The organism is Cupriavidus sp. FW305-F7 (assembly GCF_058782875.1).
In genome coordinates this window covers 79,695-104,842 of sequence record NZ_JBYSYC010000031.1, presented here as the reverse complement: position 1 = coordinate 104,842, position 25,148 = coordinate 79,695, and the positions used below count along the sequence as shown (strand labels likewise).

26 protein-coding genes, 1 tRNA gene and 1 pseudogene are annotated in these 25,148 nt (G+C 64.2%); 16 read left to right on the top strand and 12 right to left on the bottom strand.

Annotation, left to right across the window (positions count from 1 at the left end; all coding sequences use genetic code 11):
• Window positions 1–125: 125 nt before the first annotated feature.
• From AC3WL8_RS26055 to AC3WL8_RS26045, 3 genes are all read right to left on the bottom strand, one after another.
• Window positions 126–638 (bottom strand): autotransporter outer membrane beta-barrel domain-containing protein, encoded by a 513-nt coding sequence (locus tag AC3WL8_RS26055; protein WP_249221343.1) that lies wholly within the window; start codon window positions 636–638, stop codon window positions 126–128.
• A gap of 829 nt (window positions 639–1,467) precedes the next feature.
• Window positions 1,468–1,776: a hypothetical protein gene (locus AC3WL8_RS26050; RefSeq protein ID WP_492379081.1), complete on the bottom strand. Its 309-nt coding sequence runs from the start codon at window positions 1,774–1,776 to the stop codon at window positions 1,468–1,470.
• 190 nt (window positions 1,777–1,966) lie between these two features.
• Window positions 1,967–2,830 carry a sterol desaturase family protein gene (locus AC3WL8_RS26045; RefSeq protein ID WP_211979858.1) on the bottom strand — a complete coding sequence of 288 codons (864 nt, stop codon included), beginning with the start codon at window positions 2,828–2,830 and terminating at the stop codon, window positions 1,967–1,969.
• 239 nt (window positions 2,831–3,069) lie between these two features.
• Here AC3WL8_RS26045 and AC3WL8_RS26040 point away from each other — a divergent pair.
• From AC3WL8_RS26040 to AC3WL8_RS26030, 3 genes and pseudogenes are all read left to right on the top strand, one after another.
• A pseudogene (locus tag AC3WL8_RS26040) lies at window positions 3,070–4,636 on the top strand (methyl-accepting chemotaxis protein).
• Window positions 4,637–4,729: 93 nt separating this feature from the next.
• Entirely contained in the window at window positions 4,730–5,818 is a 1,089-nt protein-coding gene (locus AC3WL8_RS26035; RefSeq protein ID WP_211979856.1) for an enoyl-CoA hydratase/isomerase family protein, read from the top strand.
• A gap of 129 nt (window positions 5,819–5,947) precedes the next feature.
• Complete coding sequence (locus AC3WL8_RS26030) at window positions 5,948–6,508, top strand: NADPH-dependent FMN reductase (RefSeq protein ID WP_013957150.1); 561 nt, start codon at window positions 5,948–5,950, stop codon at window positions 6,506–6,508.
• Window positions 6,509–7,857: 1,349 nt separating this feature from the next.
• Here the strand turns inward: AC3WL8_RS26030 and AC3WL8_RS26025 are convergent.
• Both AC3WL8_RS26025 and AC3WL8_RS26020 read right to left on the bottom strand, forming a co-directional pair.
• On the bottom strand, window positions 7,858–8,160 hold the full coding sequence (locus tag AC3WL8_RS26025; RefSeq protein ID WP_211979855.1) for a hypothetical protein: 303 nt from the start codon (window positions 8,158–8,160) through the stop codon (window positions 7,858–7,860).
• Window positions 8,161–8,509: 349 nt separating this feature from the next.
• Window positions 8,510–8,734 (bottom strand): hypothetical protein, encoded by a 225-nt coding sequence (locus AC3WL8_RS26020; protein ID WP_492379082.1) that lies wholly within the window; start codon window positions 8,732–8,734, stop codon window positions 8,510–8,512.
• 87 nt (window positions 8,735–8,821) lie between these two features.
• On the opposite strand from AC3WL8_RS26020, the gene dusA reads away from it, so the two are divergent.
• From dusA to AC3WL8_RS26000, 4 genes are all read left to right on the top strand, one after another.
• The gene (dusA, locus tag AC3WL8_RS26015) at window positions 8,822–9,886 is read left to right on the top strand and encodes a tRNA dihydrouridine(20/20a) synthase DusA (RefSeq protein WP_211982279.1); all 1,065 of its coding nucleotides are present in this window, start codon (window positions 8,822–8,824) and stop codon (window positions 9,884–9,886) included.
• A 981-nt stretch (window positions 9,887–10,867) separates the two neighbouring features.
• Entirely contained in the window at window positions 10,868–11,176 is a 309-nt protein-coding gene (locus tag AC3WL8_RS26010; RefSeq protein WP_153953610.1) for a hypothetical protein, read from the top strand.
• Window positions 11,177–11,282: 106 nt separating this feature from the next.
• Window positions 11,283–11,358, top strand: a tRNA-His gene (locus AC3WL8_RS26005).
• A gap of 58 nt (window positions 11,359–11,416) precedes the next feature.
• Window positions 11,417–11,794: a hypothetical protein gene (locus AC3WL8_RS26000; protein ID WP_211979853.1), complete on the top strand. Its 378-nt coding sequence runs from the start codon at window positions 11,417–11,419 to the stop codon at window positions 11,792–11,794.
• Window positions 11,795–11,833: 39 nt separating this feature from the next.
• On the opposite strand, the gene AC3WL8_RS25995 is transcribed toward AC3WL8_RS26000, so the two are convergent.
• Both AC3WL8_RS25995 and lexA read right to left on the bottom strand, forming a co-directional pair.
• Window positions 11,834–12,004: a hypothetical protein gene (locus tag AC3WL8_RS25995; RefSeq protein ID WP_010809510.1), complete on the bottom strand. Its 171-nt coding sequence runs from the start codon at window positions 12,002–12,004 to the stop codon at window positions 11,834–11,836.
• 110 nt (window positions 12,005–12,114) lie between these two features.
• Entirely contained in the window at window positions 12,115–12,768 is a 654-nt protein-coding gene (gene lexA / locus AC3WL8_RS25990) for a transcriptional repressor LexA (RefSeq protein ID WP_013957143.1), read from the bottom strand.
• Window positions 12,769–13,026: 258 nt separating this feature from the next.
• Between lexA and AC3WL8_RS25985 the strand changes: the two genes are divergently transcribed.
• The 8 genes from AC3WL8_RS25985 to AC3WL8_RS25950 all read left to right on the top strand — a co-directional run bounded on the left by AC3WL8_RS25985 (window position 13,027) and on the right by AC3WL8_RS25950 (window position 19,055).
• Window positions 13,027–14,019, top strand: coding sequence for an asparaginase (locus AC3WL8_RS25985; protein ID WP_013957141.1), 993 nt, complete (start codon window positions 13,027–13,029; stop codon window positions 14,017–14,019).
• Between the two features lie 118 nt (window positions 14,020–14,137).
• A complete protein-coding gene (rpsF, locus tag AC3WL8_RS25980) occupies window positions 14,138–14,512 on the top strand; it encodes a 30S ribosomal protein S6 (RefSeq protein WP_010809513.1) in 375 nt (124 codons plus the stop codon).
• A 77-nt stretch (window positions 14,513–14,589) separates the two neighbouring features.
• Window positions 14,590–14,889: a primosomal replication protein N gene (priB, locus tag AC3WL8_RS25975; RefSeq protein WP_013957140.1), complete on the top strand. Its 300-nt coding sequence runs from the start codon at window positions 14,590–14,592 to the stop codon at window positions 14,887–14,889.
• A 3-nt stretch (window positions 14,890–14,892) separates the two neighbouring features.
• The gene (rpsR, locus tag AC3WL8_RS25970; protein WP_006163606.1) at window positions 14,893–15,171 is read left to right on the top strand and encodes a 30S ribosomal protein S18; all 279 of its coding nucleotides are present in this window, start codon (window positions 14,893–14,895) and stop codon (window positions 15,169–15,171) included.
• A gap of 32 nt (window positions 15,172–15,203) precedes the next feature.
• A complete protein-coding gene (gene rplI, locus AC3WL8_RS25965; RefSeq protein ID WP_013957139.1) occupies window positions 15,204–15,656 on the top strand; it encodes a 50S ribosomal protein L9 in 453 nt (150 codons plus the stop codon).
• 168 nt (window positions 15,657–15,824) lie between these two features.
• Window positions 15,825–17,216, top strand: a complete 1,392-nt coding sequence (locus AC3WL8_RS25960; RefSeq protein ID WP_013957138.1) for a replicative DNA helicase — start codon at window positions 15,825–15,827, stop codon at window positions 17,214–17,216.
• A gap of 191 nt (window positions 17,217–17,407) precedes the next feature.
• Window positions 17,408–18,034 (top strand): DUF47 domain-containing protein, encoded by a 627-nt coding sequence (locus AC3WL8_RS25955; protein WP_010809517.1) that lies wholly within the window; start codon window positions 17,408–17,410, stop codon window positions 18,032–18,034.
• A 13-nt stretch (window positions 18,035–18,047) separates the two neighbouring features.
• Entirely contained in the window at window positions 18,048–19,055 is a 1,008-nt protein-coding gene (locus tag AC3WL8_RS25950) for an inorganic phosphate transporter (RefSeq protein ID WP_013957137.1), read from the top strand.
• A gap of 60 nt (window positions 19,056–19,115) precedes the next feature.
• Here AC3WL8_RS25950 and AC3WL8_RS25945 read toward each other — a convergent pair whose 3' ends face one another.
• The 5 genes from AC3WL8_RS25945 to AC3WL8_RS25925 form a co-directional block, all read right to left on the bottom strand.
• Window positions 19,116–19,793, bottom strand: a complete 678-nt coding sequence (locus AC3WL8_RS25945; protein ID WP_211979852.1) for a C40 family peptidase — start codon at window positions 19,791–19,793, stop codon at window positions 19,116–19,118.
• A 47-nt stretch (window positions 19,794–19,840) separates the two neighbouring features.
• Window positions 19,841–20,302, bottom strand: coding sequence for a hypothetical protein (locus AC3WL8_RS25940; RefSeq protein WP_013957135.1), 462 nt, complete (start codon window positions 20,300–20,302; stop codon window positions 19,841–19,843).
• A gap of 135 nt (window positions 20,303–20,437) precedes the next feature.
• Entirely contained in the window at window positions 20,438–22,141 is a 1,704-nt protein-coding gene (locus tag AC3WL8_RS25935) for a PhoH family protein (protein ID WP_211979851.1), read from the bottom strand.
• Window positions 22,142–22,569: 428 nt separating this feature from the next.
• Window positions 22,570–23,034 (bottom strand): peroxiredoxin, encoded by a 465-nt coding sequence (locus AC3WL8_RS25930; RefSeq protein ID WP_013957133.1) that lies wholly within the window; start codon window positions 23,032–23,034, stop codon window positions 22,570–22,572.
• A 127-nt stretch (window positions 23,035–23,161) separates the two neighbouring features.
• Window positions 23,162–23,545 carry an Mth938-like domain-containing protein gene (locus AC3WL8_RS25925; protein ID WP_211979850.1) on the bottom strand — a complete coding sequence of 128 codons (384 nt, stop codon included), beginning with the start codon at window positions 23,543–23,545 and terminating at the stop codon, window positions 23,162–23,164.
• 344 nt (window positions 23,546–23,889) lie between these two features.
• Between AC3WL8_RS25925 and AC3WL8_RS25920 the strand changes: the two genes are divergently transcribed.
• Window positions 23,890–25,125, top strand: a complete 1,236-nt coding sequence (locus AC3WL8_RS25920; RefSeq protein WP_211979849.1) for a pyridoxal phosphate-dependent aminotransferase — start codon at window positions 23,890–23,892, stop codon at window positions 25,123–25,125.
• Window positions 25,126–25,148: the final 23 nt, after the last annotated feature.

Here is a 25,148-nt window from a genome sequence, read left to right as displayed (position 1 = left end):
GGCAAGTTAACAGCTCGACACCTTGTTTACAACCCCTGCAAAGAAAAATGCCGTTCAGACTTAACTGAACGGCATTAGCCCGTGAGCGCGGTTTTTTGTTGGCGGTGGGGTAATGAGGCACCTGCTTACCATGCGTACTTCACCCCGGCACGCAGCGCGTATTGATAGAAACTTTGTGCCCCCCACGCGCCGGCCACATTGGCCCAGCCGCTCCAGCGCTTGCCGATGTCGGCGTTGATGCCGAGCTTGAGCTCAAAGCGGTTGGACGTGTACAGGCTGCCGAGCGGCAAGCGGTTGAACGAGATATTGCTGTCGATGCCGGCGTGCCACCAGTTCAGCGTCGCGTATGGCTGTATCTTGCGGCCGTCGACACGCAGGAAAGTGCGGTGCAGGGGCGCACCCACGCGCGTGACCGCGCCGCTGGAGTCGGCGCCGGTGATGCGCGTGCCGTTGGGCTCGCTGACGTCATCGGCGCCGTACTTCACGTAGACGAGCTGGGCCTGCGGCTCCGCCACCCATCCACCACGCAACGGGAACGCATAACCGGTCTCGCCGGAGATGGCCCAGCCGTTGGCGCCATAGCCGACCGTCGGCAGGCCGTCGCCTTCCACCTTGTTGTCGAACCAGCCGTACTGCAGCCACGTGTCGACATAAGCGCCGAGCTTGTGCTCGTCGTTCTGGTACCAGGTGCCTTAGGCGCCGATGCTCCAGCCCTGCACGCTGCCCTTGGCGCGCTTGCACCGCATTGGGCGCGCCCTCGATGGTGGCGTGGCTGTCGATGATGGCGCCGCCGGCGGCCTGCACGCCGCTGCCGCGCTGCGCCACGATCTGGCCGCCCAGGTGTTCCTGCGTGCCGCCGTTGGCCAGCGCTATGCCGGCAGTGGTGCCGCCACGCACGATGCCGCGGTTGATGACCGTGCCGCCGCTTTCCAGCCGGATGCCGTCTTTCAGGCCGTCGATGGTGCCACGGTTGTCGACCGTGCCGGACGCGCCGGCTATCATGACGCCTGCATTGCCGTTACCCCTTATCGTGCTGCCTGCATAGTTGACCACGTTGCCGCCGCTGCCGCCGATCCACAGCCCGTACGTGCCGCCGGAGATCTCCGCACCGGTGGCGACGGTGGCGCCGCCGTCCGTCGAGCCATTGGCCACGTTGCCGCCGCTGTCCAGCAGAACGCCGATCAGCCCCCCCGAGATCGCACCCGCATTGGCGACGCTGCCGCCATCGTTCACGACGCTGATGCCGTGCCCGCTGCTGGCGCCAATCACCGAGCCGGCCAGGTTCGTCACCGTGCCGCCGCGCTCCAGCAGCACGCCGGTGGTGCCGCCGTGGATGGCGCCGCCCTGGTTTCGCACTACTCCCGCCATGCCGCGGATACGGATGCCATCGCCAGTGCTGTCGCTTTCGACCAGGCCGGTATTGACCACCGTGCTGCCCGCGTCGGCGGAGCCGAGCAAGACCCCCGCTCACTTGGTGCCACTGGTGCGGATCGTGCCGCGATTACGGAACACATAGGACCTGGCGGAACCGCCGTCGGTGACCGCATCGGTATCCGCAACGAAGGCGCTGCCGATAAATGCCACGTCCGTGGAGGCCGGGTCTCCGGTGACGGTATAGGTGCTGAACGACGCAGGCTGCCGCAGGTCGATCTGTGCGATGCCATCGCCTGAGATGGCCTTCTGCGCATAGGCAGGGCAGGGCAGGGCAGCAAATGAGCGGCGGCGGCCACCGCGAGCGGGTCCGTCGTTACGGCGGTGAATCTCGACCATGCGCACGCCATTGCCGCGATCTCCACATCGCGTGCTTTGCCTGCCCCTGTCGAGGATCGCTACGATGCGCAGCAACGCGCTGCATCGGCACGGGCACCGGATGGAAGTAAATGCCGGTGCCGGCGGCGGGTCAATTTCGTATTTTCTGCGCAGAAATCAACAGTCTGGTTCCTTCGGAAACTTGTGAAGGCGATGGCTATTGCGCGCCAGGCACGACTTCGAGCGCCGGTGCGCGCGGGCTGCGCCACTCGGGCGGCTTCCACAGGTAGCGCGGGTCGCGGTCGCGCCAGGCATCGGTGAACATGTCGCGCCATTCGTGGAAAGTCAGCGTCAGCGGGTTATGGGTGCGCACCTGGCGCGTGATGCCGTACACCGGTGCCTCATGCTCGGGGACGAAGGTGCCGAACAGGCGGTCCCAGATCGTCAGCACACCGGCGTAGTTGCGGTCGATGTACTGCGGGTTCTTCGCATGGTGGACGCGATGAACCGATGGCGTATTCAGCAGCGACTCGATCAGCGGCCTGCGTTGCCCCAGCCGCGTATGCACGAAGAACTGGAAGGTCAGGTTCAGGCCTACTGCCAGGATCACCCAGTCCGGCGTGAAGCCGATCCACGCCAGCGGAATCCAGAACAGCCACATGCCTGAGAGCGGATACGTCAGGCTCTGCCGGAACGCTGTCGAGAAATTCATGCCTTCCGACGAATGGTGCGTCACGTGCGAAGCCCACAGCCAGCGCACGCGATGGCTGGCGCGGTGGAACCAGTAATAGAGAAAGTCCTGCAGCAGCAACAACAGCGCGAATGACCACATGGTCTCCGGCATGGCGTGCAGCCCGTGCTGGTAGCACCACGTGTAGACCGTGCGGATCATCAGCCAGAGGAAGAACGCATCCGACGCCTGGTGCATCAGCGCCAGTGCCGCGTTGGATACGGTGTCGCGCAGGCTGTAGGCGGTCGGGTCGCGGCGGGCCCAGTACCGGGCCTCGGCGCCAATGGTCAGCAGGAACACTGGCGCAAAGGCCAGCAGCACGAGTCCGGGATCGAGCGATTCAGTGTTCATCTCGCCAGTTTGCATATTCCGCATGGAATTGCTACGAGGGGTTCCTCCAAACGGCGCCGCGCGGGGGTTTCGCGGCGCATCCGCCACATGGTGGATTGCCGTACTGCCACGCAATTCTGTCACGCGTGTGAAGGCGGTGAATACCGGTAAAGGACGCAGCCAGCGCGCCGTAGTTGAACAGGGCGGCAGCGCGGCGCGCGCTCCCGATTTCCCCGATTCCCCTTTCCCCCGGAGCCTTCATGTTCAAGAACACTACCATCGGAGCCAGATTGTGGTTCCTCACTATCGTCACGAACTTGTTGTTGTTGATTGTCGGCGCAGTGGGCTGGTTCGGCATGTCGCGCAGCAACGAGGCGACGCACCAGATCTATGGGCAGCACCTGTCGGCCGCGGTCAACCTGGCCGAAGCGCGTTCGAACCAGTTGCTGGTGCGCGTACTGCTGGACCAGGCGACCTTCGCCACGGACCCCACCGATGCCAAGGCGCGCACCGCGACCGCGGAAGGCTTTGCGCGCGATTCCGAGAGAGCCTGGCAGGCCTATCTCGCCTTGCCGCGCTCAGCTGACGAAGCCAGGGCGGTGGAGGATGTCACCGCCAAGCGCGATGCGCTCTTCAAGCAGGGCGTCACGCCCATGATCGCCGCGCTGCACGCCGGCGACCGCGATGGCATGATGAAGGCCGTGCTCGAAACCATCCCGCGGCTCGACATCGCCTTCACCGCCGTCAATACCGAACTGAACAAGCTGCAGGTCGCCAGCGCGAAGCAGGTCTACGAGGCGTCGCAGCAACGCTACCGCAACCTGTTCACGCTGTCGGCATGTGTGCTGGCCGTGGGCCTGGCCTTCAGCACCGTGGTGGCATGGCGCCTGCGCGGTTCGATCGTCCAGCCCCTGGATACGGCGATCGGGCGTTTCGAGAAGATCGCGGGTGGCGACCTGAGCGTCGCAGCCTCCGGCGGCGAGGTGCTGGCCGACGAGTCAGCGCGCAACGAGACCGCGCGCATGCTCGGCATGCTGGGCCGGATGCAGGCCAGCCATGGTGGCCATGGTGGGCGACGTGCGCGGCGGCGCGGACGCGATCGCCTCGGCCAGCAAGCAGATCGCCAGCGGCAACGCCGACTTGTCGCAGCGCACCGAGCAGCAGGCGGCTTCGCTGGAAGAGACCGCCTCGAGCATGGAGGAACTGACCAGTACCGTGCGCCAGAATGCCGACAGCGCGCGCGAGGCCCGCGGGCTGGCAACGGATGCCGCGACCCTGGCCGAGCGCGGCAGCGAGGCCGTGTTGCGCGTGGTCAACACCATGCAATCGATCGATGCCAGCTCGGGCAAGATCGTCGACATCATCGACGTGATCGAGAAGGTTGCGTTCCAGACCAATATCCTGGCGCTGAATGCGGCAGTGGAAGCCGCGCGTGCCGGCGAGCACGGCCGCGGGTTTGCCGTGGTGGCCGGCGATGTGCGCGACCTGGCGCAGCGCTGCGCCGGCGCATCGAAGGAGATCCGCGCGCTGATCGGCGCCTCGGTGGCCAATGTGCGTGAAGGCTCGGGGCTGGTCGATGACGCCGGCCGGGCGATGCAGGACATCGTCGATGCGGTGCAGCGCGTCAGCGCCATCATCGGCGATATCAGCGCTGCCTCGGACGAGCAGTCCAATGGCATCGAGCAGGTCAACGTTGCAGTGTCGCAGATGGACAGCATGACGCAGCAGAATGCGGCGCTGGTGGAGCAGGCGGCAGCGGCGGCGGCGGCGCTCGAAGACCAGGCGCAGCGCCTGACCTCGCTGGTGGCGACGTTCCGGCTGGCCTGATGGTGCAGGGCGCATGCGCCGCAAGCTGCCCGCAGGGGTGCGCTTGCCAATGCGACTGGCGTAAAATCGCGAGTTGCATTGGAGGAGTACGACATGACTGAATTCGTCACGACAGAGGTACGCGGTGGCATCGGATACCTGACGCTGAACCGCCCGCAGGCGCTCAACGCCCTGTCGCTCGACATGATCCGCGCCATCACCCAGGCGCTGCAGACCTGGGCCGCCGCGCCCGAGGTGGTGGCAGTGGTGGTCGCCGGTGCCGGCGGCAAGGCCTTCTGCGCCGGTGGCGATATCCGCTATTTCCACAAGGCTGTGCACGAAGGCGATCCGCTGCTCGATCAGTTCTTTGTCGAGGAATACGCGCTGAACTTTCTGATCCACCGCTACGCCAAGCCCTATATCGCACTGATGGACGGCGTGGTGATGGGCGGCGGCATGGGTATCTCGCAAGGGGCGCGGCTGCGCCTGGTCACCGATCGCACCAAGATGGCGATGCCGGAAACCAATATCGGACTGTTCCCGGATGTGGGCGGCGGCTGGTTCCTGGCGCGCACGCCGGGCCGCATCGGCGAGTACCTGGGGCTGACCGGCACCGTGATCCATGCCGCCGACGCGCTCTACGCCGGGCTGGCCGACGCCTATCTGCCGGGCAACCGGCTGGCCGAACTGGTCGATTCGCTGCGCACACAGCAGTTTGCCAGCGGCGACGCCGTGCTGGCGCACATCGAAGGCTTTACCGCTGCGCACCGCGATGACTGCGTGCCGGCGCAAAGCACGCTGGGCGGGTTGTCGGCGCAGATCGACAGCCTGTTCGCGGGCAACACCATGCCGGACATCCTTGCCGCCGTCAGCGACGCCGCGGGTGACTGGGCCGCGCAAACCGCCGCCATGCTGCGCAGCCGCTCGCCGCTGATGCTGTGCGTGACGCTGGAGCAGATCCGCCGTGCGCGCAGCATGTCGCTCGAAGACGAGCTGCGCATGGAACTGGACATGATGTACTACGTGTTCCGTAAGGGCGATGGTGTCGAGGGTATCCGCGCGCTCGCCGTCGACAAGGATCACAAGCCGCACTGGCAACACGCCCGGCTTGATGATGTCGGCCGAGAGAAGGTGCTGTCGTTCTTCGAAAGCCCGTGGCGCGCCGGGGAGCATCCGCTGGCGTCGCTGGGCATCGCTGCCTGACGATTCCTGCGCAGGACACGCCGGCGCCGACTCGGGTAGAGTTGCGGCTGGACCGGCGCACAGGGCCAGGCCAACCCTGGTCGCGTGCGCCGTCCGCGTCATTCCGTTCGCACAGTCAAAGGAGTCGCAATGAGCAATCCTCGTGATGTCGTTGTACTGGTGGGAAGCCTGCGCAAGGAGTCATACAACCGTAAGCTGGCCAAGGCGCTGATCGCGCTGGCGCCGCCGCAGCTCAGGCTGGAGATTGTCGAGATCGGCGAGCTGCAGTTGTACAACCAGGACCTGGACGACAAACCTACCCAGGCCTGGACCACGTTCCGCGACCGCGTCCGCCGCGCCGACGCCGTGTTGTTCGTGACCCCGGAATACAACCGCTCCGTGCCCGCGCCGCTGAAGAACGCCATCGACGTGGGCTCGCGGCCCTACGGCAGCAGCGTTTGGGACGGCAAGCCTGGCGCCGTCATCAGCGCTTCGCCCGGCGCTATCGGTGGCTTCGGTGCCAACCAGCACCTGCGCCAGTCGATGGTGTTCCTCAATGTCCCGATGCTGCAGCAGCCTGAGGCGTATATCAGCGGCGTCGACAAGCTGCTTGACGAGCAGGGCGCGATCGCCAATGAATCGACCAAGGGCTTTCTCGGCAAATTTCTGACGACGTTTGCAGGCTGGATCGAGCGGACTGCGCCGCGCTGATACTGCCGGGGCGGGGCGCTGCGAACCTCGACGCGGTAGCCTGTAACTCCCGTGGGCGTGCCAGGTTACGAAGGCGTGCGCATCCGCCCCGGTTCCGTGCATTTGTGGTACTGCTGCTAGTCATTGTTTGCCCGACCAAATTATTCGAAGAGTCGTAGGCAAAGATGCCAACGTTGACCGGGCCGCTTGAATCTCTCCGGCGGCACCGCCCCCCCCGTCGCCTAATCTCCAGGTGGGATGCGGCCAGTCTCCGCGCGGCGAACGGGGGCGGGTATCAGGTGCCGTTCGACCAAAGAAAAGCCCTCGGCCAGGGTTGGCGAGGGCGGAAAGTGGAAGCGCGTGAGTCGCATCCGCGCGCTTCCGTCAGCATGACGCTATCCCTCATTCTGGACATCCCTCTAATTAGGGGGGCGCTGCCCCCCGGCTGCGCCGGTTGGTTCTGTTGTCTTGCGAACAGTTCTACCCTCCAAAGGGATGTTTCTCAATTGAAACTTAAGTCGACACTACTGCGACTACGAGGACACGGTCATGCGCCCATATGCCTCAGGATTGACCACTTATGTCTTGCTGTCCCTAATGCTGACCCCTGAACTATGGGTCCCATGGCTGCTGCGGGTGCCATTATTTAGGGAGTTGATCGCCTTTGGGGTACTGGCCAAGTGCATGCCGGCGGTCTTCGCATTTTTTGCGCTGGCCACCCGAGTAGGGCGATGAGGCATGCATTCCATAATGCGCGCCCTAGCCGAAAATCGGTTGCAACACGCTGGGCCGGCATTCAGGCGGGTTGGGCAATCGACCAAGGTTAGGCTGTGAGTACAACCGAAGCCGTACCTTGCTTGCTATGCACCGCGTTGGCGCGACGCTGGCTCGACCGACAAGATCCCCTGCATGGCAGCCGCATTTACCGTTGCGCTGCCTGTGGCGGGCGATTCGCAGTCGCTGGCGATGCGCTGGGCGCCATCGAACAGGGGCGTTGGGATGTTGCTGAGCTGAAAGCCGCGGTTAGGCAGAGCATTGCTTCGGGCATCCTTCCACGCATCGACGACACTAAAGGACGCCCGAGCGTGATCGCGGTCGGCCGTCAGGCATCCTGAGCTCTGTCGGATGAACGAGTAAGCCTGATGGGCTGAGCCCAACTAACTCTTTGGCATGCTGCACATAGTGCCGCTACCGGGCCGGCAGCCAGCTTCACACGCTGCTACTCCATTTGAGTCAAATCCGGCGGCACCACCGGAAGTTGTGGAGCACTGGACAACGCCCCTCGCATCAACAATGCACTGGCCGAGTACGCCACCGCTACCCGGATTGCGGAAGCGTGCTTGCGAGCGGGTTTCCCGGGGGTAGTTGGCCTAGCCGTGCTGTTGCTCTTCAGCTGGCTCAGCCCGATAGGCCGACCAGTAGTAGTGGCTGTGTCGGTTGTGGCGGGCCAGCTCCTTCTCGATGAAAAGCCGGACGGTGCCGAGGTGCCCAGCCTCGACCAGGACCTCATGGTGGCTGGGCCCGTCGTGCGTGGCACGAGGCAGCGTCTGCAGGCCAGCGGCAATGTAGTGCCCCTGAACTCGACCGAGGATGCCGTTTGCGCCGGGAGCGGGGAACGGCTTGGGGGGTGTGGCCGGAAGATGGCAGCCTGCCGCGCGTTTGCTGTTGCCCATGCTCAGCTCCGACCGGCGACGACGCGCACGCCGTCCCGAGAAACCTCGATCTGCGGCTGGTGGCCATAAGCCCGCAACAGCCGGACATTTTCCCGGGTGGAACTCGGAATGTCCTTCCTACGGACTAGTGCGCTGTTGGTGATGAGAAAGGCGCCACAGCTCGGGCAATGGTAGAGGTAGCCATGAGATGGGGCGCGAGTGCGCTCAGCGGCAGCGCCGCAGATGGGGCAGTTTGCAGGTTCGGGCGACATGGCGGGGGCATGGATGAGTACTGTATGGATATACAGTATAGCGCGCTGACCGGAATCGCCATCGGTCATTTTCTTCAGGGTGGCTATCCCTGCGTGGCTTATTGTCGTTTCGACCGACTGATGCCTCCAAGCTTGCCGAGCACCTTGCATGCATCCGCCATGGCTTGCTCGTTGAGCGGGTACCCCCATGCCGGCTGGGCGATAGAGAAGACCGGGCTCAGGTGCGCCATGTTGAACACGACGGCGCTGCCTTGGCTCAGGCGAACCTGCGCGGTGTACCCTATACTTCCGTCCTTTCGCACGCGCTGCGTGATCGTCCCCATATTCTCGGCGCTACAAAAGTTGAGATGGTGCTAAATCGTAGCGCTTGGGACGGAAAAATTGGACGAAATAGGCGGAATCGGCAGGAAATGGAACGCACTCACGGCACCCCGGAAACTGAGGCTACAGGCGGGAAACAAGGAAATATAAGGGCTCGCAGAATATCTGTAGCCCCGATGATGGACTGGACCGACCGCCACTGCCGCATGTTCCACCGCCAGCTCAGCCGCCACACCTGGCTGTACACCGAGATGGTGACCACCGGCGCGCTGCTGCATGGCGACGTCCCGCGCCATCTGGATTTCGATGCGGCCGAACACCCGGTCGCGCTGCAGTTGGGCGGCAGCGAGCCGGCCGATCTTGCCATGGCGGCCAAGCTGGGCCAGCAATGGGGCTATGCGGAAGTCAACCTGAACTGCGGCTGCCCATCCGAGCGCGTGCAGCGCGGGGCCTTCGGCGCCTGCCTGATGGCAGAGCCGCAACTGGTGGCCGACTGCGTCAAGGCGATGCGCGAAGCGGTGGACATCCCGGTCACCGTCAAGCATCGCATCGGCATCGACAAGATCGAGCACTACGATTTCGTTCGTGATTTCGTCGGCCGGGTGGCCGAGGCGGGTTGCGGCACGTTTATCGTCCACGCGCGCAATGCGATCCTGAAGGGCCTGAGCCCGAAAGAAAACCGTGAGATTCCGCCGCTGCGCTATGAGGTGGCGTACCAGCTGAAGCAGGAGTTTCCGGGCCTTGAGATCCTGATCAACGGCGGCATCGTCAGCTATGACGAGATGGCGGCCCACCTCGAGCACGTCGATGGCGTGATGATCGGTCGCGAGGCATACCATCAGCCCTATGTATTGGCCGAAATGGATGCGCGCTTCTATGGCGATGCGAGTGCGCCGACGCCGTCGCGGCTCGACGTCGAACTGGCGATGCAGCGCTATATCGGCGACCTGGTGGAGCGGGGTGGATATATGGGTGCGGTCACGCGCCACATGCTCGGCCTGCATCGTGGAATTGCGGGCGGGCGCGGCTGGCGCCGCGTGCTGTCGGATGCCAAGCGCATGAATGCGGCACGCACGCGTGCCGATGTGAATGCATTGTTCGAAGAGGCGCGCGCGCACTTGCGGCCGCAGACACAAGAGCCACTTGCCGCGTAAGCGAGCGTGGCCCGCGCGCGCACTGCCGAGGCCGCGTTCTAACTTCAAATCGTGAAAATGTGCATGGCTGCGCGGGGGTACCGCGCGCCGCACTTGCAATGCCTGATCGCCCGGAAACCGGCGCCAGGAAAGGGATTCCCCTAATTCGCTGAGGCAGGGCACTTCCATACACTGTGCCTGCCCTCGAATACAGGGCTTTCTTCAACTGATTATTAGCCCGCTTCGGCGGGCTTTTTTTTGTCGGCGCTTTCTTGCTGCTACGCCAGGCTTGTTGCTCTTCGTTTACCCGTATGGTGCATTGCCGGGATGACAGTTACAGTGCAACCGCCTTCAGGGCATTTGAGATCGCTAAATTTAAGAGTCCGCGCTGCGGACTCTTTTTTTGCGCGCTCGCATTGCATGCGCCAGACGAGGGAATTAGACGGTCGCCCTCGTAAAGAGTTCCATCGGTCACGCTGGCAGGCTAGCGCGTATGGCTGATGCCTACGTCCAGCGTGCCGTATGTCGTGATGCTGGATTCCCTGCCGTCGACCCCGCCGCCAGCACATCCGCCGAGCAAGGCCGCCAATACTGTCAGCGCAAGAATTCGCGCAGGCCATCTACACTTGATTTGCATTCCCGTTCCCTGCGTTCGTTGACGTGTCGATTTTGTCGATGACGTCGATTGGGCTCGCATACGCTCGCGAGGTTCCATCGCCAGGTGCTGGCGCCACGGCAATGAGCGGGCAGGGTGGCCAAAAAGAGGCAGGCGGCCCGATGGGGCGGGCCGCCTGACGGGAAGGTCGAGGGGGGTCAATGTCCCTCAGGCACAAGTATCGCTTCGCGCATTTGCGGCATGAACCCTGCAGAGGTAGGGGCTGTGCACAGCATATTTCCGCGAGCGATCGACGGCATGCGCGAAGGTGCCAGCCGGGCCGGGCGCCCTGGTCGGCGGCCGTGATACGATCCCTCGCATTTGCCCCAGGCGAGACAAGGCATGGCATGCGGACCGATGCCGGCAGGGGGGGCAGCGTGGAAAGAGCAAACGTGGAAAACGAAGCGCCGTTCGGTGTTGTCTATGAAGACTTCAGGGTGGTCTGGGTTGCCGAGCAACTGCAGGACGGCAAATGGACGGCACGCTACTGCTGGCACCCCGGCACTTCGGAAGCCGCGGGCAAGGCGTTGCAGGAAGCCGTGCTGAACGGCAAGTCGCGCCGCCTGTTGGGGCAGTTCGATACCGAAGCCGAGACCGTCGAGGCCATCAAGCAGGCAGTGCTGCTTGAGGCAAAGTGGAGCCCGTCCCGAACCTGAGCTTTTATCTAAAAAAAATTGTGCCGGATACTAGCCATTCCGGAAAACTGTTTGTATAATCTTGGTTTTCGTCGATCAGCAACGTAACGCGCTGATGACTTCTACGGTGGCTGTAGCTCAGTTGGTAGAGTCCAGGATTGTGATTCCTGTCGTCGTGGGTTCGAGTCCCATCAGCCACCCCAAAGCATTTTCCAGAACGGCGCCTCGCGAGGGCGCCGTTTTGCATTCCCCGGGGATGGTATGTCTGTTCGAGCGGCAGTGATTGGCGTAGCGATGGCAGCCATGGTGGCAGGGTGTGCCACCGGTACTTCTGAAAAGGACATTCGCGCGCGTGCGCCCATGCGCTTGTTCACGCCAGCAACGATGGGCGATGTTGCGAAATGCCTGCGCAACAATCTGGGCGATGACGCCGCGGTCATCAACTATCCGGCGAAGAACCAGACTGAGATCCGCATCGGCCAGACCACGTCTGGGGGTGAATACCGATACGCCTATCTGATTTCGCTGACGGCGAAGCCGGATGGTACGGCTCTGGAACTGCGCAAGAGCGATACGTGGTTCCCGCAGCTGACGCCGCAGGAGCTGGAAGCCGAAGCCAAGGCGTGTGTGCGTAGCTGAGGGCGGGGCCCACGGCTACGCGGGCTGCGCCCGCAGGGTTCAGGCAGCCAGCTTTTCGGCGGTTTCGAGTTCAAGCATGCGGCAGATCGCCGCCATGCTGCCGACCATGGTGCGGCGCTGCGTACCCTGGTAGACGCGTACGCCCTTGCTCTGGCGGAACGGCACGGGCTTGACCGGGCGACGGGCGGCGACTTGGTGGATTTGCGGCATGGTGGCACCTCTTTTGGGCAAAGCGGGGTCAACACCCGGCAAGCCGGGTGGCGTCTGCAAAGCAATGGAAGCGGGTGGGCCCGCGCAGGCTCGCTGCCTGCGGTGCCCGGCTAGAAGCCGGAAGATCGGATCAGACCGACGGCGATGCCTTCCAGCGAGAACTCCTCGCCAGGCTCCACGATGATGTTGGTGAAGTCCGGGTTTTCTGCGATCAGTTCGATATGGCCACCGCGCCGCTGCAGGCGCTTGACGGTCACGTCATCACCCAGGCGCGCCACCACGATCTTGCCGTTGGCGGCTTCGCTGGCGCGGCGCACGGCCAGCAGGTCGCCATCGAGGATGCCGGCATCGCGCATGCTCAGGCCGCGCACGCGCAGCAGGTAATCGGGGCGTTCGTCGAAGACCGAGGCGTCGACCTGGTACTGGCGGTCGATATGCTCGGCGGCGAGTATCGGGCTGCCGGCAGCAACGCGGCCCACCAGCGGCAGCGTCAGCTGCATCACGCCGGCCATCGGCAACGAAAACTGGTCAGGCATTTCCGAATCGCTGCGTGCCACCTTCAGGCGGATGCCGCGTGAGGCGCCCGGGGTCAATTCGATCACGCCCTTGCGTGCCAGCGCCCTCAGGTGTTCTTCTGCGGCATTGGGCGATGAGAAGCCGAATTCTGCGGCGATTTCGGCGCGCGTGGGCGGAAAGCCGGTGCGGCGGATCGTGTTGCGGATCAGATCGAAAATCTGCTGCTGCCGGGGTGTCAGGGTCGCCATGGGATCGCCATTCCGTGCGGGGCCGCGGGGATTCCGGGTAAGGGATCGGTCGATCCTTTATCCTGCATCCGGCTGGCCAGGCACTGTATGTTTAAACAGTATGCTGTGATTTTATACAGTATCGGCCTGAGCGCAAGCAGAATTTTTGGGGCGTGTCGCATGGATGGATTTGTGGATCGCCAGCGCGGGCCCGCGGCGAGGCGGGGCGCGCCCGTTACAATCGGCATTCCTGTTTTCCCACTTTCTTTGCACGCCTCCATGACCCAATTGCCTCGCATCGTCGTACTTGCCACCGGCGGCACCATCGCTGGCGCGGCCGGCAACTCCGCCAGCAGCGCTCGCTACCAGGCGGCGACCGTGCCGGTGTCGTCGTTGCTGGCAGCGGTGCCCGCGCTGCAGTCGGCGGCCCGCATCGAAGCCGAGCAGGTGGCCCAGGTCGACAGCAAAGACATGACCTTCATGCTCTGGCAAACGCTGGCGGCGCGGGTTGAGCACTGGTCCGCGCAGCCCGACGTGGCCGGCATCGTGATCACGCACGGCACCGATACACTGGAAGAAACCGCGATGGCGCTGCACCTGACGCAATCGTGTCCGGTGCCCGTGGTGATGACGGCGGCAATGCGGCCATCGACGTCGCTGTCGGCCGATGGCCCGCTGAACCTGCTGGATGCGGTGCGCGTGGCCGCTCATCCCGATGCGCGCGGCAAGGGTGTGCTGGTGGTGCTGAACCAGCAGATCCACGCTGCGCGGGATGTGGCCAAGGCCCACACGTCGGCGGTCGATGCCTTTGTCTCGGCCTGCGGGCCGCTGGGTTTCGTGCAGGATGACTACGTGCGCTTCGCGCGCGCGCCGCGCGCGGCCTGGGTGATTGGGCCGATGCCGACGGCGTGGCCGGTGGTGGAGATCGTGGCCAGCTACGCCCAGCCGGGCAGGGTGGCTGTGGATGCGCTGGTCCGCGCGGGCGTCGCCGGACTGGTGGTGGCTGCCGCTGGCAATGGCTCGGTGCATGAGGTGCTGGCCGAGGCGCTGGCCGATGCCGCTGCCGCGGGTGTGGCCGTGGTGCGCAGTTCCCGCACCGGGGCCGGCCATGTGGCGATTCCGCCCCAGCTCAGCCCGGCGGATGGGGCTTTTGTTTCCGCAACGGACCTCAATCCCTATAAGGCGCGCGTGCTGCTGGCCATGGCGCTAGCAGCCGACGCAGGGCTGGCGCGGGATCCGGCGAGGCTGCAGGCCTTGATTGCCAACGCCTGATTTGCCTGTGTAAACAGCGGCTTGCGCACTTGCCGATACGCGCGCTATAATGTAAGGCTATTCAACCTTGCCACACCGGACTCGTGACGCCCGGGTGGCTAATCCAAAAGGAGCGTCAATGCGTCATTACGAAATCGTCTTCATCGTCCACCCGGACCAGAGCGAACAAGTGCCGGCCATGATCGAGCGCTACAAGCAGCTCGTGACCTCGCAGAACGGCAACGTTCACCGCGTGGAAGACTGGGGCCGTCGCCAGATGGCTTACATGATCCAGAAGCTGGCCAAGGCTCACTACGTTTGCCTGAACATCGAATGCGGCAAGGAAACGCTGGCTGAACTGGAACACGCGTTCAAGTTCAACGACGCCGTCCTGCGCCACCTGATCGTGCAGACCAAGAAGGCCGAGACTGCACCTTCGCCGATGATGAAGGAAGTGCAGCGCGAAGAAGCCCGCAAGGCCGCGCAAACGACCACCGAAGGCCAGGCCGCCTGAGTGCGGACTGCGGTGCGTGCCATGGCTGACAGCGTCAGCCATGGCAGCATGGATTGCAACCAGCAAGAGGCCCCGCGTTGAACCAGCTTCGGCTTGCCGCCACCCTGGCGGAACGCGATGCCCTGCGCTATACCCCGGCCGGGGTCCCCGTCGTGAACTGCATCCTGCAGTACAGCGGCGAGGCCGTCGAGGCGCAAACGCCGCGGCAGGTCGAGTTTGCAATCGCAGCGATGGGGATCGGACAGGTTGGCCAGCGTCTGGAGCGGTTGCCGCTCGGCACGCTGCTCGACTGTGAAGGATTCCTGGCCCGCAGGCACCGCAACAGCAAGGCTCTCGTCTTTCACATCACTGGATGTAAAGCATTCGAAAAGGATTGAATCATGGCATTCGTCAAACGTGACAACAAGAACAAGAAGCGCTTCCAGCAACAGAACCCGCTGTTCAAGCGCAAGCGCTTCTGCCGCTTCACCGTGGCTGGCGTGGAACAGATCGACTACAAGGATCTGGACACCCTGAAGGACTTCATCGGCGACAACGGCAAGATCACGCCGGCCCGCCTGACCGGTACTAAGGCTCACTATCAGCGTCAGCTGGATACGGCCATCAAGCGTGCGCGTTTCCTCGCGCTGATGCCGTACACCGACCTGCACAAGAACTGATCAGGCCCTAGGTCCGTTAAGGAGAGAATGCGATGCAAATTATTCTGCTGGAAAAAGTCGTCAACCTGGGCAACCTGGGTGACATCGTCAAGGTGAAGGACGGTTACGCCCGTAACTTCCTGATCCCGGGCAAGAAGGCCCGCCGCGCTACGCAAACCGCGATCGCCGAATTCGAAGTCAAGCGCGCCGAGCTGGAAAAGGCCGCTGCCGAGAAGCTGGCCGCCGCGCAAGCCGAAGGCGAGAAGCTGAACGGCCTGACGGTACAGATCAGCCAGAAGTCGGGTGTGGACGGCCGCCTGTTCGGTTCCGTGACCAACGCCGACATCGCTGAAGCCCTGGCTGGCCAAGGCTTCAAGCTGGAAAAGGCCCAGGTTCGCATGCCGAACGGCCCGCTGAAGATGGTGGGCGACCACCCGGTCAGCGTCGCGCTGCACACGGACGTCGTGGTCGACGTGACCGTGTCGGTCGTGGGCGAGAGCGTCTAAGGACGTGCCGCCTCGCCGGCGCGCTGCGCCGGCTGAAGCACCGCAAGCACTGCAAGCAAGAAAGGCAGGAGCCCTGGCTCCTGCCTTTTTTGTTGTTCGCTTGTCATTGCAGGCCCGGTCGCCAAATGTACGGCGAAGTGCGTCCACCCGCCGGTATAATCCCTCCCCATGAACGCGCCTGTCGCCGACCCCCAACTCGAGAACCTCAAGGTCCCGCCGCATTCCATCGAAGCCGAGCAATCGGTGCTGGGTGGCCTGCTGCTGGACAACGCCGCCTGGGACCGCATTGCGGACTTCATCTCCGAGGCGGATTTCTACCGTTTTGACCACCGGATGATCTTCCAGAGCATCGCCCGGTTGATCTCGGCCACCAAGCCGGCCGACGTGATCACGGTCTATGAAATGCTGCAGGTGGCTGGCAAGGCCGAGGAGGTGGGCGGGCTGGCCTACCTGAATTCGCTGGCGCAGAACACGCCCAGCGCGGCCAATATCCGCCGCTACGCCGAGATCGTGCGTGAGCGCTCGGTGCTGCGCAAGCTGGTGACGGCGGCCGACGATATCGCCTCGGCCGCGTTTGCGCCCAAGGGCCGCGAGGTGCGCGAACTGCTGGATGAGGCCGAATCCAAGGTCTTTGCGATTGCCGAAGAAGGCTCGCGCGGCCAGAAGGGTTTCCAGGAAATCCAGCCGCTGCTGACCCAGGTGGTCGAGCGCATCGACGAGCTGTATCACCGCGATTCCACCACCGACGTCACCGGCGTCCCGACCGGCTTCATCGACCTGGACAAGATGACCAGCGGCATGCAGCCGGGCGACCTGGTCATCGTGGCCGGCCGCCCGTCGATGGGCAAGACCGCGTTCTCGCTGAACATCGGCGAGCACGTGGCGGTGGAGCAGGGCTTGCCGGTGGCAGTGTTCTCGATGGAAATGGCGGGCACCCAGCTGGCCATGCGTATGCTCGGCTCGGTCGGCCGCCTCGACCAGCACCGGCTGCGCACGGGCCGCCTGCTGGATGAAGACTGGCCGCGGCTGACGCATGCGATCCAGCGCATGAACGACACCCAGCTGTTCATCGACGAAACGCCGGCGCTGAACCCGATGGAGCTGCGTGCCCGTTCGCGGCGCCTGGCGCGCCAGTGCGGGCAGCTTGGCCTGATCATCATCGATTACCTTCAGCTGATGTCAGGTTCCGGCGGCGGCGAGAACCGCGCCACGGAAATTTCCGAAATTTCCCGTTCGCTCAAGGGCCTGGCCAAGGAACTCAACTGCCCGGTGATTGCACTGTCGCAGCTGAACCGAAGCCTGGAACAGCGCCCCAACAAGCGTCCGGTGATGTCCGACCTGCGCGAATCCGGCGCTATCGAACAGGATGCCGACGTGATCCTGTTCATCTACCGCGACGAGGTCTATAACGCGGACTCCCAGGACAAGGGCACGGCCGAGATCATTATCGGCAAGCAGCGTAACGGCCCGATCGGCACGGTGCGCCTGACCTTCCTGGGCCAGTTCACGAAGTTCGACAACTTCAGCGGCGGCCCGGCTTTCTTCGACAACGACACCTGACGAAGTCAAGCCAGCCTGCAATCGTCTGTGCGGCGCCGTCTTGTTTGCGCCAAATTCGCGGGCAATGTCCCTGTAACCCTGTAAAATATTGCGCTTTGATGACAGTCACCACCCGCGACTGTCATGCAACGCGCCCGCTCAATCCTGCAACACAATCAGCAGCGTCACCACGCTGCCACAAGGAACATTCCATGTTCGGCCGATTCATGCCCACGGAGGGCAAGTTCTTCGAATATTTCAACCAGCATGCCGACTGCGCGGTGACCGCCGCCCATGAGCTCCAGGCACTGGTCAACGACTTGCCCAACGCCGAGGCCCATGCGCGCCGCGTCCAGGCCACCGAAAAGAAGGCCGACCGGATCACGCACGACACCATCGACCTGCTGCACAAGACCTTCATCACGCCGCTGGACCGCGACGAGATCCACAAGCTCATCACGACCATGGACGACATCCTGGACCTGATGGAAGACGTGGCCGAGACCATCTCGCTGTACGACGTGACCAACCTGACCGACGAGGCGCTGCGCCTGGCGGCCATCTGCGTGCAGTGCTGCGACCAGGTCAAGATCGCGGTGGGCCTGCTTGAGGACATGGGCAACGCCAGCACCATCCTGAAGACCGCGCAGCAGATCGACCAGCTCGAGTCTGAAGCCGACCGCGTGATGCGCTCGGCGATGTCCAAGCTGTTCCGTGACGAGACCGACGTCAAGCGCCTGATCAAGCTGAAGGCCATCTACGAACAGCTCGAGACGATCACCGACAAGTGCGAGGACGTCGCCAACATCATCGAAGGCATCGTCCTGGAAAACGCCTGAGGCGGCAATCGGCATGCAGACCATACAAATGAGCCTGTGGGTGATCGCCTTGCTGGTGGCGCTCGCGCTGCTGTTCGACTTCATGAACGGCTTCCACGACGCGGCCAACTCGATCGCCACCGTGGTTTCCACGGGCGTGCTCAAGCCGCACCACGCGGTGGCGATGGCGGCGATGTGCAACGTCGTCGCGATCTTTATCTTCCATCTGAAGGTGGCCGCCACGGTGGGCACCGGCACGATCGATGTCAGTATCGTCGACCATTACGTCGTGTTCGGGGCGCTGGTCGGGGCGATCGCCTGGAACGTCATCACCTGGTACTACGGCATCCCTTCGTCGTCGTCGCACGCGCTGATCGGCGGACTGGTGGGCGCGGCGGTGGCCAAGGCCGGCACCGGTGCGCTGGTGGGCAGCGGCCTGCTGAAAACCGTGGCCTTTATCCTGATCTCGCCGCTGCTGGGTTTTATCCTCGGTTCGCTGATGATGGTGATTGTGGGCTGGACCTTCTTTCGCACGCCGCCGTCGCGCGTGGACCGCTGGTTCCGCCGCCTGCAGCTGGTGTCGGCATCGATGTACAGCCTGGGCCATGGGGGCAATGACGCGCAGAAGACCATCGGCATCATCTGGATGCTGCTGATCGCCAGCGGCCATGTGGTGGCCGGCGGCCAGCCGCCGACCTGGGTGATCGTCAGCTGCTACGTGGCCATCGGCATGGGCACGCTGTTCGGCGGCTGGCGGATCGTGCGCACCATGGGCCAGAAGATCACCAAGCTCAAGCCGGTCGGCGGCTTCTGCGCCGAGACGGGCGGGGCGATCACGCTGTTCTTTGCCTCGGCGCTGGGCGTGCCGGTATCGACCACGCATACCATCACCGGCGCCATCGTCGGCGTCGGCTCTGCGCAGAAGATGTCGGCGGTGCGCTGGGGCGTGGCCGGCAATATCGTCTGGGCCTGGGTGCTGACGATTCCGGCATCGGCCTTCATGGCGGCGATCGCATGGTGGATCGGGCGGCATATCCTGTAAGGCAGGGGCCGCCGTACCAGCAAAAAGCCAGGCTGATGCCTGGCTTTTTGTTTGGGCGTTTCACTGGTTGGCGAAGGCCGCGATGGGATCGTCGTCGACCGGAAGCGGTGCGGGGGCCGGCGCGGGCTCAGGCAGCGGTGGCGCTGCCGGGGGTGCCACCGACGCGGGTGGCTGGTTGGCCGCCGCCACCACGCGGCGCGCGCCGTTGTAGCGCGAGGCCCAGTAGGGCTTGCCCATGTCCTCCAGCCGGACCGTGCCGCCGGAAGACGGCGCATGGACAAAGCGGTTCTGTCCGACGTAGATGCCCACGTGCGAATTGGCGCGGCCGGTGGTGTTGAAGAACACCAGGTCGCCGGATGCCACCTCGCTGCGGTCCAGCGAGCTGCCGCGGGCGCCCATTGCCTCGGTCGTGCGCGGCAGGTTCACATTGGCCGCGCGCGACACCACGTAGCGCACCAGCCCGCTGCAGTCGAAGCCGGAGTCTGGCGTATTGCCGCCGTAGCGATAGGGTGTGCCGACCAGCGACATCGCCTGGATCGAAATCTCTTCCAGTCCGGCGCTGGGATCGATCATGGGCTTGCCCGGCGTGCGCGGCAGGCCGGCATGGCGCGAAGGCGGGGAACTTGCGCAGGCCGCCAGCAACAGGGCGGTGGCGCAGAGCAGCGGCAGCCGGACCTGGGCAAGCAGGCCCTGCGCACGCAATGGATGGGAAGAGATTCGGGTACGGCGCAATGGCATCCTGGGTTTCTGGTCGCCGGCCTGCCGGCGCACCGGAAGCCTTGCCGCTACCAGCGTAGCTGGGCGTTGCGCGTACCGGTGCTGACCTTGATGGACTTGGCCTGGCCCTTGTAACTGGCCTCGATATTGTAGCTGCCTTCGGGCGCACGTATCAGGCAGCGCGGGCCGGCGGCGTTGAAGCTGGCGACTTCCTGCTCGTCGCGCACCAGCCTGACCGCCACGTCCGACAGGAATTCACCGTTTGCACCCTGGATGAACAGGATGCCTATATTGAAGTCCTTTTCCTTCGCGGCCAGCGCCTGGCGCTCGTCCTCGGCGACACCGCCGCAGACGTAGCTGACCGGGCCCATGGTGCGGATCACCATTTCTTCTTCGGCGGCATGGGCCGGGCGCCAGCTCGCGGCCAGCGCGATGCCGGCGGCAGCCAGCACGGCCAGCGCAAGGCGCTGCCTGTGCTGGCTGCGGGCGATGGCAGGCACATGCCTGCGGGGCAGATGCTGGATATTCATCGACGCCTCCAGTGGGGATGCGGGGCAACGGCAAACATGGGCCATCATAGCCCCAAAGTGCTTGTCGTTGACGGCGGCGCTCAGGCACTGCGGGCGCGCCCCGCCACCGGCAGGGCGCGCCGCAGGCTGCCAGTGTCAGAGCACGTCGCCGGCGTGATCGGCCAGGCGCGAGCGTTCGCCGCGCGCCAGCGTGATATGGCCGCTGTGGCTCCAGCCCTTGAAGCGGTCGACTACATAGGTCAGGCCCGACGAACCCTCGGTCAGGTACGGCGTGTCGATCTGCGCGATATTGCCCAGGCAGATGATCTTGGTACCCGGGCCGGCGCGCGTCACCAGCGTCTTCATCTGCTTGGGCGTCAGGTTCTGAGCCTCGTCGATGATGACGAACTTGTTGACGAAGGTGCGCCCGCGCATGAAGTTCATGCTCTTGACCTTGATGCGCGAGCGGATCAGCTCCTGCGTGGCGGCGCGGCCCCAGTCGCCGGCGCTGTCGTCGCTCTTCTGCAGCACCTCGAGGTTGTCGTCGAACGCGCCCATCCACGGCTGCATCTTCTCTTCCTCGGTGCCGGGCAGGAAGCCGATGTCTTCGCCCACCGGCACCGTGGCGCGCGTGACGATGATCTCGTTGTACTGCTTCTGGTCCAGCACCTGTTCCAGGCCGGCAGCCAGCGCCAGCAGGGTCTTGCCGGTGCCGGCCTGCCCAAGCAGCGTGACGAAGTCGATGTCCGGGTTCATCAGCAGGTTGAGCGCGAAGTTCTGCTCGCGGTTGCGGGCGGTCACGCTCCACACATTGTTCTTGTGGTGCGTGTAGTCCTTGAGCGTCTGCAGCAGCGCGGTCTTGCCATTGATCTCCTTGACCTGCGCGTACAGCGGCAGGCTGCCGTCGACCGGTTCCAGGTAGACGAACTGGTTGACCAGGAACGACGGCACCAGCGGGCCGGTGAGCCGGTAGAACATGGCGCCGGACTTCGGATCCTGCCAGCTTTCCACGCCCTTGCCGTGCCGGGTCCAGAAGTCGCCGGGCAGCTGCAGTACGCCGGCGTAGAGCAGGTCCTTGTCTTCCAGGACCTGGTCGTTGAAGTAGTCTTCGGCCGGCAGGCCCAGCGCGCGTGCCTTGATGCGCATGTTGATGTCTTTCGACACCAGCACGACCTGGCGCTCGGGGTACTGCTGCTGCAGCGCGCTGACCACGCCCAGGATCTGGTTGTCGGCCTTGCCCTGCGGCAGGCCTTCAGGCAGCTTGATGTCGTTCAGGCGCGTCTGGAAGAACAGCTTGCCCTGCGCGTCGCGGTTACCCAGCTTGGCCAGCGGCAGGCCTTCGTCGAGCACGCCGTCGGTGCCGCCCACCAGCGAATCGAGCGTGCGGCTGACCATGCGCGCGTTGCGCGCGACTTCGCTCATGCCCTTCTTGTGGTTGTCCAGTTCTTCGAGCGTCATCATCGGCAGATAGATGTCGTGTTCCTCGAAGCGAAAGAGCGAGGCCGGGTCGTGCATCAGCACGTTGGTGTCGAGCACGAACAGCTTGCTCGGGCCTTCGGACTTGCGGGCGCGGCGCGTGGGGCCGGAGGACGGCTTGACCAGGCTGACTGGCGCGGCAGTGACGGCAGGCGTCGACACGGCCGGGGCCTCGGTGCTGCGGGCGCGGGTGCCACCGGCGGCGCGGGCCTGGACCTCAGGCACCTCGGTGTCGCCGGTTTCCAGCAATGCCACACGCTCGAGCGCCGGCACAGGTTTCTTGCCCTGTGTGGCGGCTTTGGCCTTGGGCACCGCGGAGACCGGAGCAAACTCGCTCGGATCCAGCAATTGGGCAGGCTTGGCGGGCATGGTAGGCAGCGGCATGCTTGGCTTTCCTTTCAGGGGGACAAGAAGGGGGCGAGGGTGTCCGCGCCGCGACGCCGCGATACGTCGGAGACGGCGTGGCGGCCGATGGCCGGGGCATGCATGCGCGAGGCTCCCGGTGCGGACAGGCATGAGGACAGACGCGGCTGCAAACAAAAAAGCCGCCATGCCTGCTGAACAGGGTTGGCGGCTGGGATCCGGCAGCTTCTTTGGTGGACTGCCGACACGGCAGGTCCGCTACCGGCCTGTGGCGCGAACCGCCTGGGCCGGGGAGTCGAAACAGCGTGGCATCCGGAATCTGAACTCATTACGGGCCAATGTATCCGAAGGTTTTGGGTTTGGCAATTGGGTTTGCCATCGGCTTGTTGCGACACAGCACGTCCGGCTTGGCGTCCGTGTCGAGGCAAGGTCGATACCGACGCGATACCTCAGAGCCCGCGCACGATTTCCAGGACTTCGTCAACATGGTTCGGCACCTTGATGCCGCGCAGCTCGTGGCGCAGCATGCCCTTGCCGTCGATGATGAAGGTGCTGCGCTCGATGCCCCGGTGCTCCTTGCCATAAAGCTTTTTCATCTTGATGACATCGAACAACGTGCACACGGCTTCGTCGGCATCCGAGATCAGCTCGAAGGGCAGTTCAAGCTTGGCCTTGAAGTTCTCGTGCGAGCGGATGCTGTCGCGCGAGATGCCGAACACCTGCACGCCGGCCTTCTGGAAATCCTCGTACTGGTCGCGGAAGTTCATGGCCTCCGTGGTGCAACCCGGCGTGTTGTCCTTCGGGTAGAAGTACAGCACCACCGTCTTGCCGCGGTAGTCGGCAAGGCGGAAGGTGGCGTCGCCGGTCATCGGCGCGCTGAAGTCGGGTACGGCCTTGTTCAGACTGACGGTCATGCTTGTGGCTCCTGGGGGAGGGGGCAGGGGATCGGGAGAATCGGGTGAGGGGGCTGCCACCTTGGCGGGGCAGATTGGGGCGCCCTGCCGGACTTCAAGCGTGGCGCCGGCTCAACTTTTGCAAAGGTCAGGCGGCTTCGGGTTCGAGCAACAGCACCGCCGCCACCTTGCGCCCTTCTGCCATCAGGATGTTGTAGGTGCGGCAGGCGGCCTGCAGGTCCATGGCGTCCACCCCGACATGACGGCGCGACAGCGATGCGGTCAGGCGCGGGTGCGGGAAGCGCAGCCGCAAGCCGGTGCCGAGCAGCACCACTTCGGGGCCGAGTTCCACCAGTTGCTCGAAATGCGCGGGCTCCAGGTCTTCGAAGCGGCTGACCGGCCAGGGCCGTACTTCGCCCTCGGGCATGACCAGGACCGAGTTGGTGTGACGGACGAGGTTGATCTCGATGTATCCCGGCCCGTAGGCCGTGACGGTATTGAGCGACTGGGGCTGGTCGGCGTGGAGTTTCACTTGGAGGCCTCTGCGGCGGCCGCCACGGGCTGGCGGGCCGGCCCGTGGGGCGGATGGCCGGCACCCCGGGCGGGTACGGTGTGGACGACAAGATGGACGACAGTGCGCAGGCGCCTGGCGTACGCGCGGCAAGCGCACGCTGCAATGCAAGAATCCCTGCCGAAGTCTGTCATAATCCGATAAATTATAGCTTTTGCCTCCCTGTCTGCCACGTTCGCGTTGCATTGCAGCGGACGGCGCCTCGGCGCGGGGCTTCCGCACGGGGCTTCGGCATTAATTCAGATTCGCCCAGATTCCCAGTCCGGTGCCGCCTGCGCGGCACGCTACGCTTGCCCGACATCGCCGTGAAACCCATCCAGAAATCCAACAAACTCAATAACGTTTGCTACGACATCCGCGGACCGGTGCTGGAAAAGGCCAAGCAGATGGAGGAAGAAGGGCACAAGATCATCAAGCTGAATATCGGCAACCTGGCCGTGTTCGGCTTTGATGCGCCGGAAGAGATTCAGCAGGACATGATGCGAAACCTGCCAAATTCGGCAGGTTATTCTGATTCCAAGGGTATTTTCGCCGCACGCAAGGCGATCATGCACTATACCCAGCAAAAAAATATCGAAGGCGTTGGCCTGGACGATATTTATGTGGGCAATGGTGCCTCCGAACTGATCGTGATGGCCGTCAACGCGCTGCTCAATGCCGGCGACGAAGTGCTGGTGCCGGCGCCGGACTACCCGCTATGGACCGCTGCGGTGAGCCTCTCGGGCGGCACGCCGGTGCACTATATCTGCGACGAGTCCAACGACTGGATGCCCGATCCGGCCGATATCCGCGCCCGCATCACGCCGCATACTAAGGCCATCGTCATCATCAACCCGAACAACCCCACCGGGGCGCTGTATTCGGACGAACTGCTGCTCGAGATCGTCGCCATCGCGCGCGAGCACGGCCTGATCATCTATGCCGACGAGATCTACGACAAGGTCCTGTACGACGGCTACACCCACACCTCGATCGCCTCGCTCTCGACCGATGTGCTGACCGTGACCTTCAACGGCCTGTCGAAGAACTACCGCTCGTGCGGCTACCGTGCCGGCTGGATGGTGGTGTCGGGCGACAAGCGCCCGGCCATCGACTATATCGAAGGCCTGAACATGCTGTCGTCGATGCGCCTGTGCGCTAACGTGCCGGGCCAGTGGGCGATCCAGACCGCCCTGGGCGGCTACCAGAGCATCAACGACCTGGTCAACGAAGGCGGGCGCCTGCGCCGCCAGCGCGACCTGGCCTACGAGCTGATCACCGCGATTCCGGGCGTGACCTGCGTCAAGCCCAAGGCGGCGCTGTACCTGTTCCCCAAGCTCGACCTGTCGATGTACCCGGTGCAGGACGACCAGGAGTTCATCTACGAACTGCTGCAGGAGTCCAAGGTGCTGCTGGTGCAGGGCTCGGGCTTCAACTGGGCCAAGCCCGACCATTTCCGCATCGTGTTCCTGCCGCACGAGGAAGACCTGCGCGAGGCCATCAGCCGCATCGCGCGCTTCCTCGAGGCGTACCGAAAACGCCACGGCAAGGCAGCGGCCTGATTTTCGCGGGCCGCGCCGCAATT

What these genes read in the sequence shown, in the direction of transcription:
- AC3WL8_RS26010 (WP_153953610.1), top strand. Translation starts at nt 10,868, where the DNA reads ATGCGGACCGATGCCGGCAGGGGGGGCAGCGTGGAAAGAGCAAACGTG.
- AC3WL8_RS25930 (WP_013957133.1), bottom strand. Translation starts at nt 23,034, where the DNA reads ATGACCGTCAGTCTGAACAAGGCCGTACCCGACTTCAGCGCGCCGATG.
- AC3WL8_RS25995 (WP_010809510.1), bottom strand. Translation starts at nt 12,004, where the DNA reads ATGCCGCAAATCCACCAAGTCGCCGCCCGTCGCCCGGTCAAGCCCGTG.
- lexA (WP_013957143.1), bottom strand. Translation starts at nt 12,768, where the DNA reads ATGGCGACCCTGACACCCCGGCAGCAGCAGATTTTCGATCTGATCCGC.
- rpsR (WP_006163606.1), top strand. Translation starts at nt 14,893, where the DNA reads ATGGCATTCGTCAAACGTGACAACAAGAACAAGAAGCGCTTCCAGCAA.
- dusA (WP_211982279.1), top strand. Translation starts at nt 8,822, where the DNA reads ATGGAACGCACTCACGGCACCCCGGAAACTGAGGCTACAGGCGGGAAA.
- AC3WL8_RS25985 (WP_013957141.1), top strand. Translation starts at nt 13,027, where the DNA reads ATGACCCAATTGCCTCGCATCGTCGTACTTGCCACCGGCGGCACCATC.
- AC3WL8_RS25955 (WP_010809517.1), top strand. Translation starts at nt 17,408, where the DNA reads ATGTTCGGCCGATTCATGCCCACGGAGGGCAAGTTCTTCGAATATTTC.
- AC3WL8_RS26030 (WP_013957150.1), top strand. Translation starts at nt 5,948, where the DNA reads ATGAGCAATCCTCGTGATGTCGTTGTACTGGTGGGAAGCCTGCGCAAG.
- rplI (WP_013957139.1), top strand. Translation starts at nt 15,204, where the DNA reads ATGCAAATTATTCTGCTGGAAAAAGTCGTCAACCTGGGCAACCTGGGT.
- AC3WL8_RS25945 (WP_211979852.1), bottom strand. Translation starts at nt 19,793, where the DNA reads ATGCCATTGCGCCGTACCCGAATCTCTTCCCATCCATTGCGTGCGCAG.
- AC3WL8_RS25950 (WP_013957137.1), top strand. Translation starts at nt 18,048, where the DNA reads ATGCAGACCATACAAATGAGCCTGTGGGTGATCGCCTTGCTGGTGGCG.
- rpsF (WP_010809513.1), top strand. Translation starts at nt 14,138, where the DNA reads ATGCGTCATTACGAAATCGTCTTCATCGTCCACCCGGACCAGAGCGAA.
- AC3WL8_RS26035 (WP_211979856.1), top strand. Translation starts at nt 4,730, where the DNA reads ATGACTGAATTCGTCACGACAGAGGTACGCGGTGGCATCGGATACCTG.
- AC3WL8_RS26000 (WP_211979853.1), top strand. Translation starts at nt 11,417, where the DNA reads ATGTCTGTTCGAGCGGCAGTGATTGGCGTAGCGATGGCAGCCATGGTG.
- AC3WL8_RS25940 (WP_013957135.1), bottom strand. Translation starts at nt 20,302, where the DNA reads ATGAATATCCAGCATCTGCCCCGCAGGCATGTGCCTGCCATCGCCCGC.
- AC3WL8_RS26025 (WP_211979855.1), bottom strand. Translation starts at nt 8,160, where the DNA reads ATGGGCAACAGCAAACGCGCGGCAGGCTGCCATCTTCCGGCCACACCC.
- AC3WL8_RS25935 (WP_211979851.1), bottom strand. Translation starts at nt 22,141, where the DNA reads ATGCCGCTGCCTACCATGCCCGCCAAGCCTGCCCAATTGCTGGATCCG.
- AC3WL8_RS26020 (WP_492379082.1), bottom strand. Translation starts at nt 8,734, where the DNA reads ATGGGGACGATCACGCAGCGCGTGCGAAAGGACGGAAGTATAGGGTAC.
- AC3WL8_RS25960 (WP_013957138.1), top strand. Translation starts at nt 15,825, where the DNA reads ATGAACGCGCCTGTCGCCGACCCCCAACTCGAGAACCTCAAGGTCCCG.
- AC3WL8_RS26045 (WP_211979858.1), bottom strand. Translation starts at nt 2,830, where the DNA reads ATGAACACTGAATCGCTCGATCCCGGACTCGTGCTGCTGGCCTTTGCG.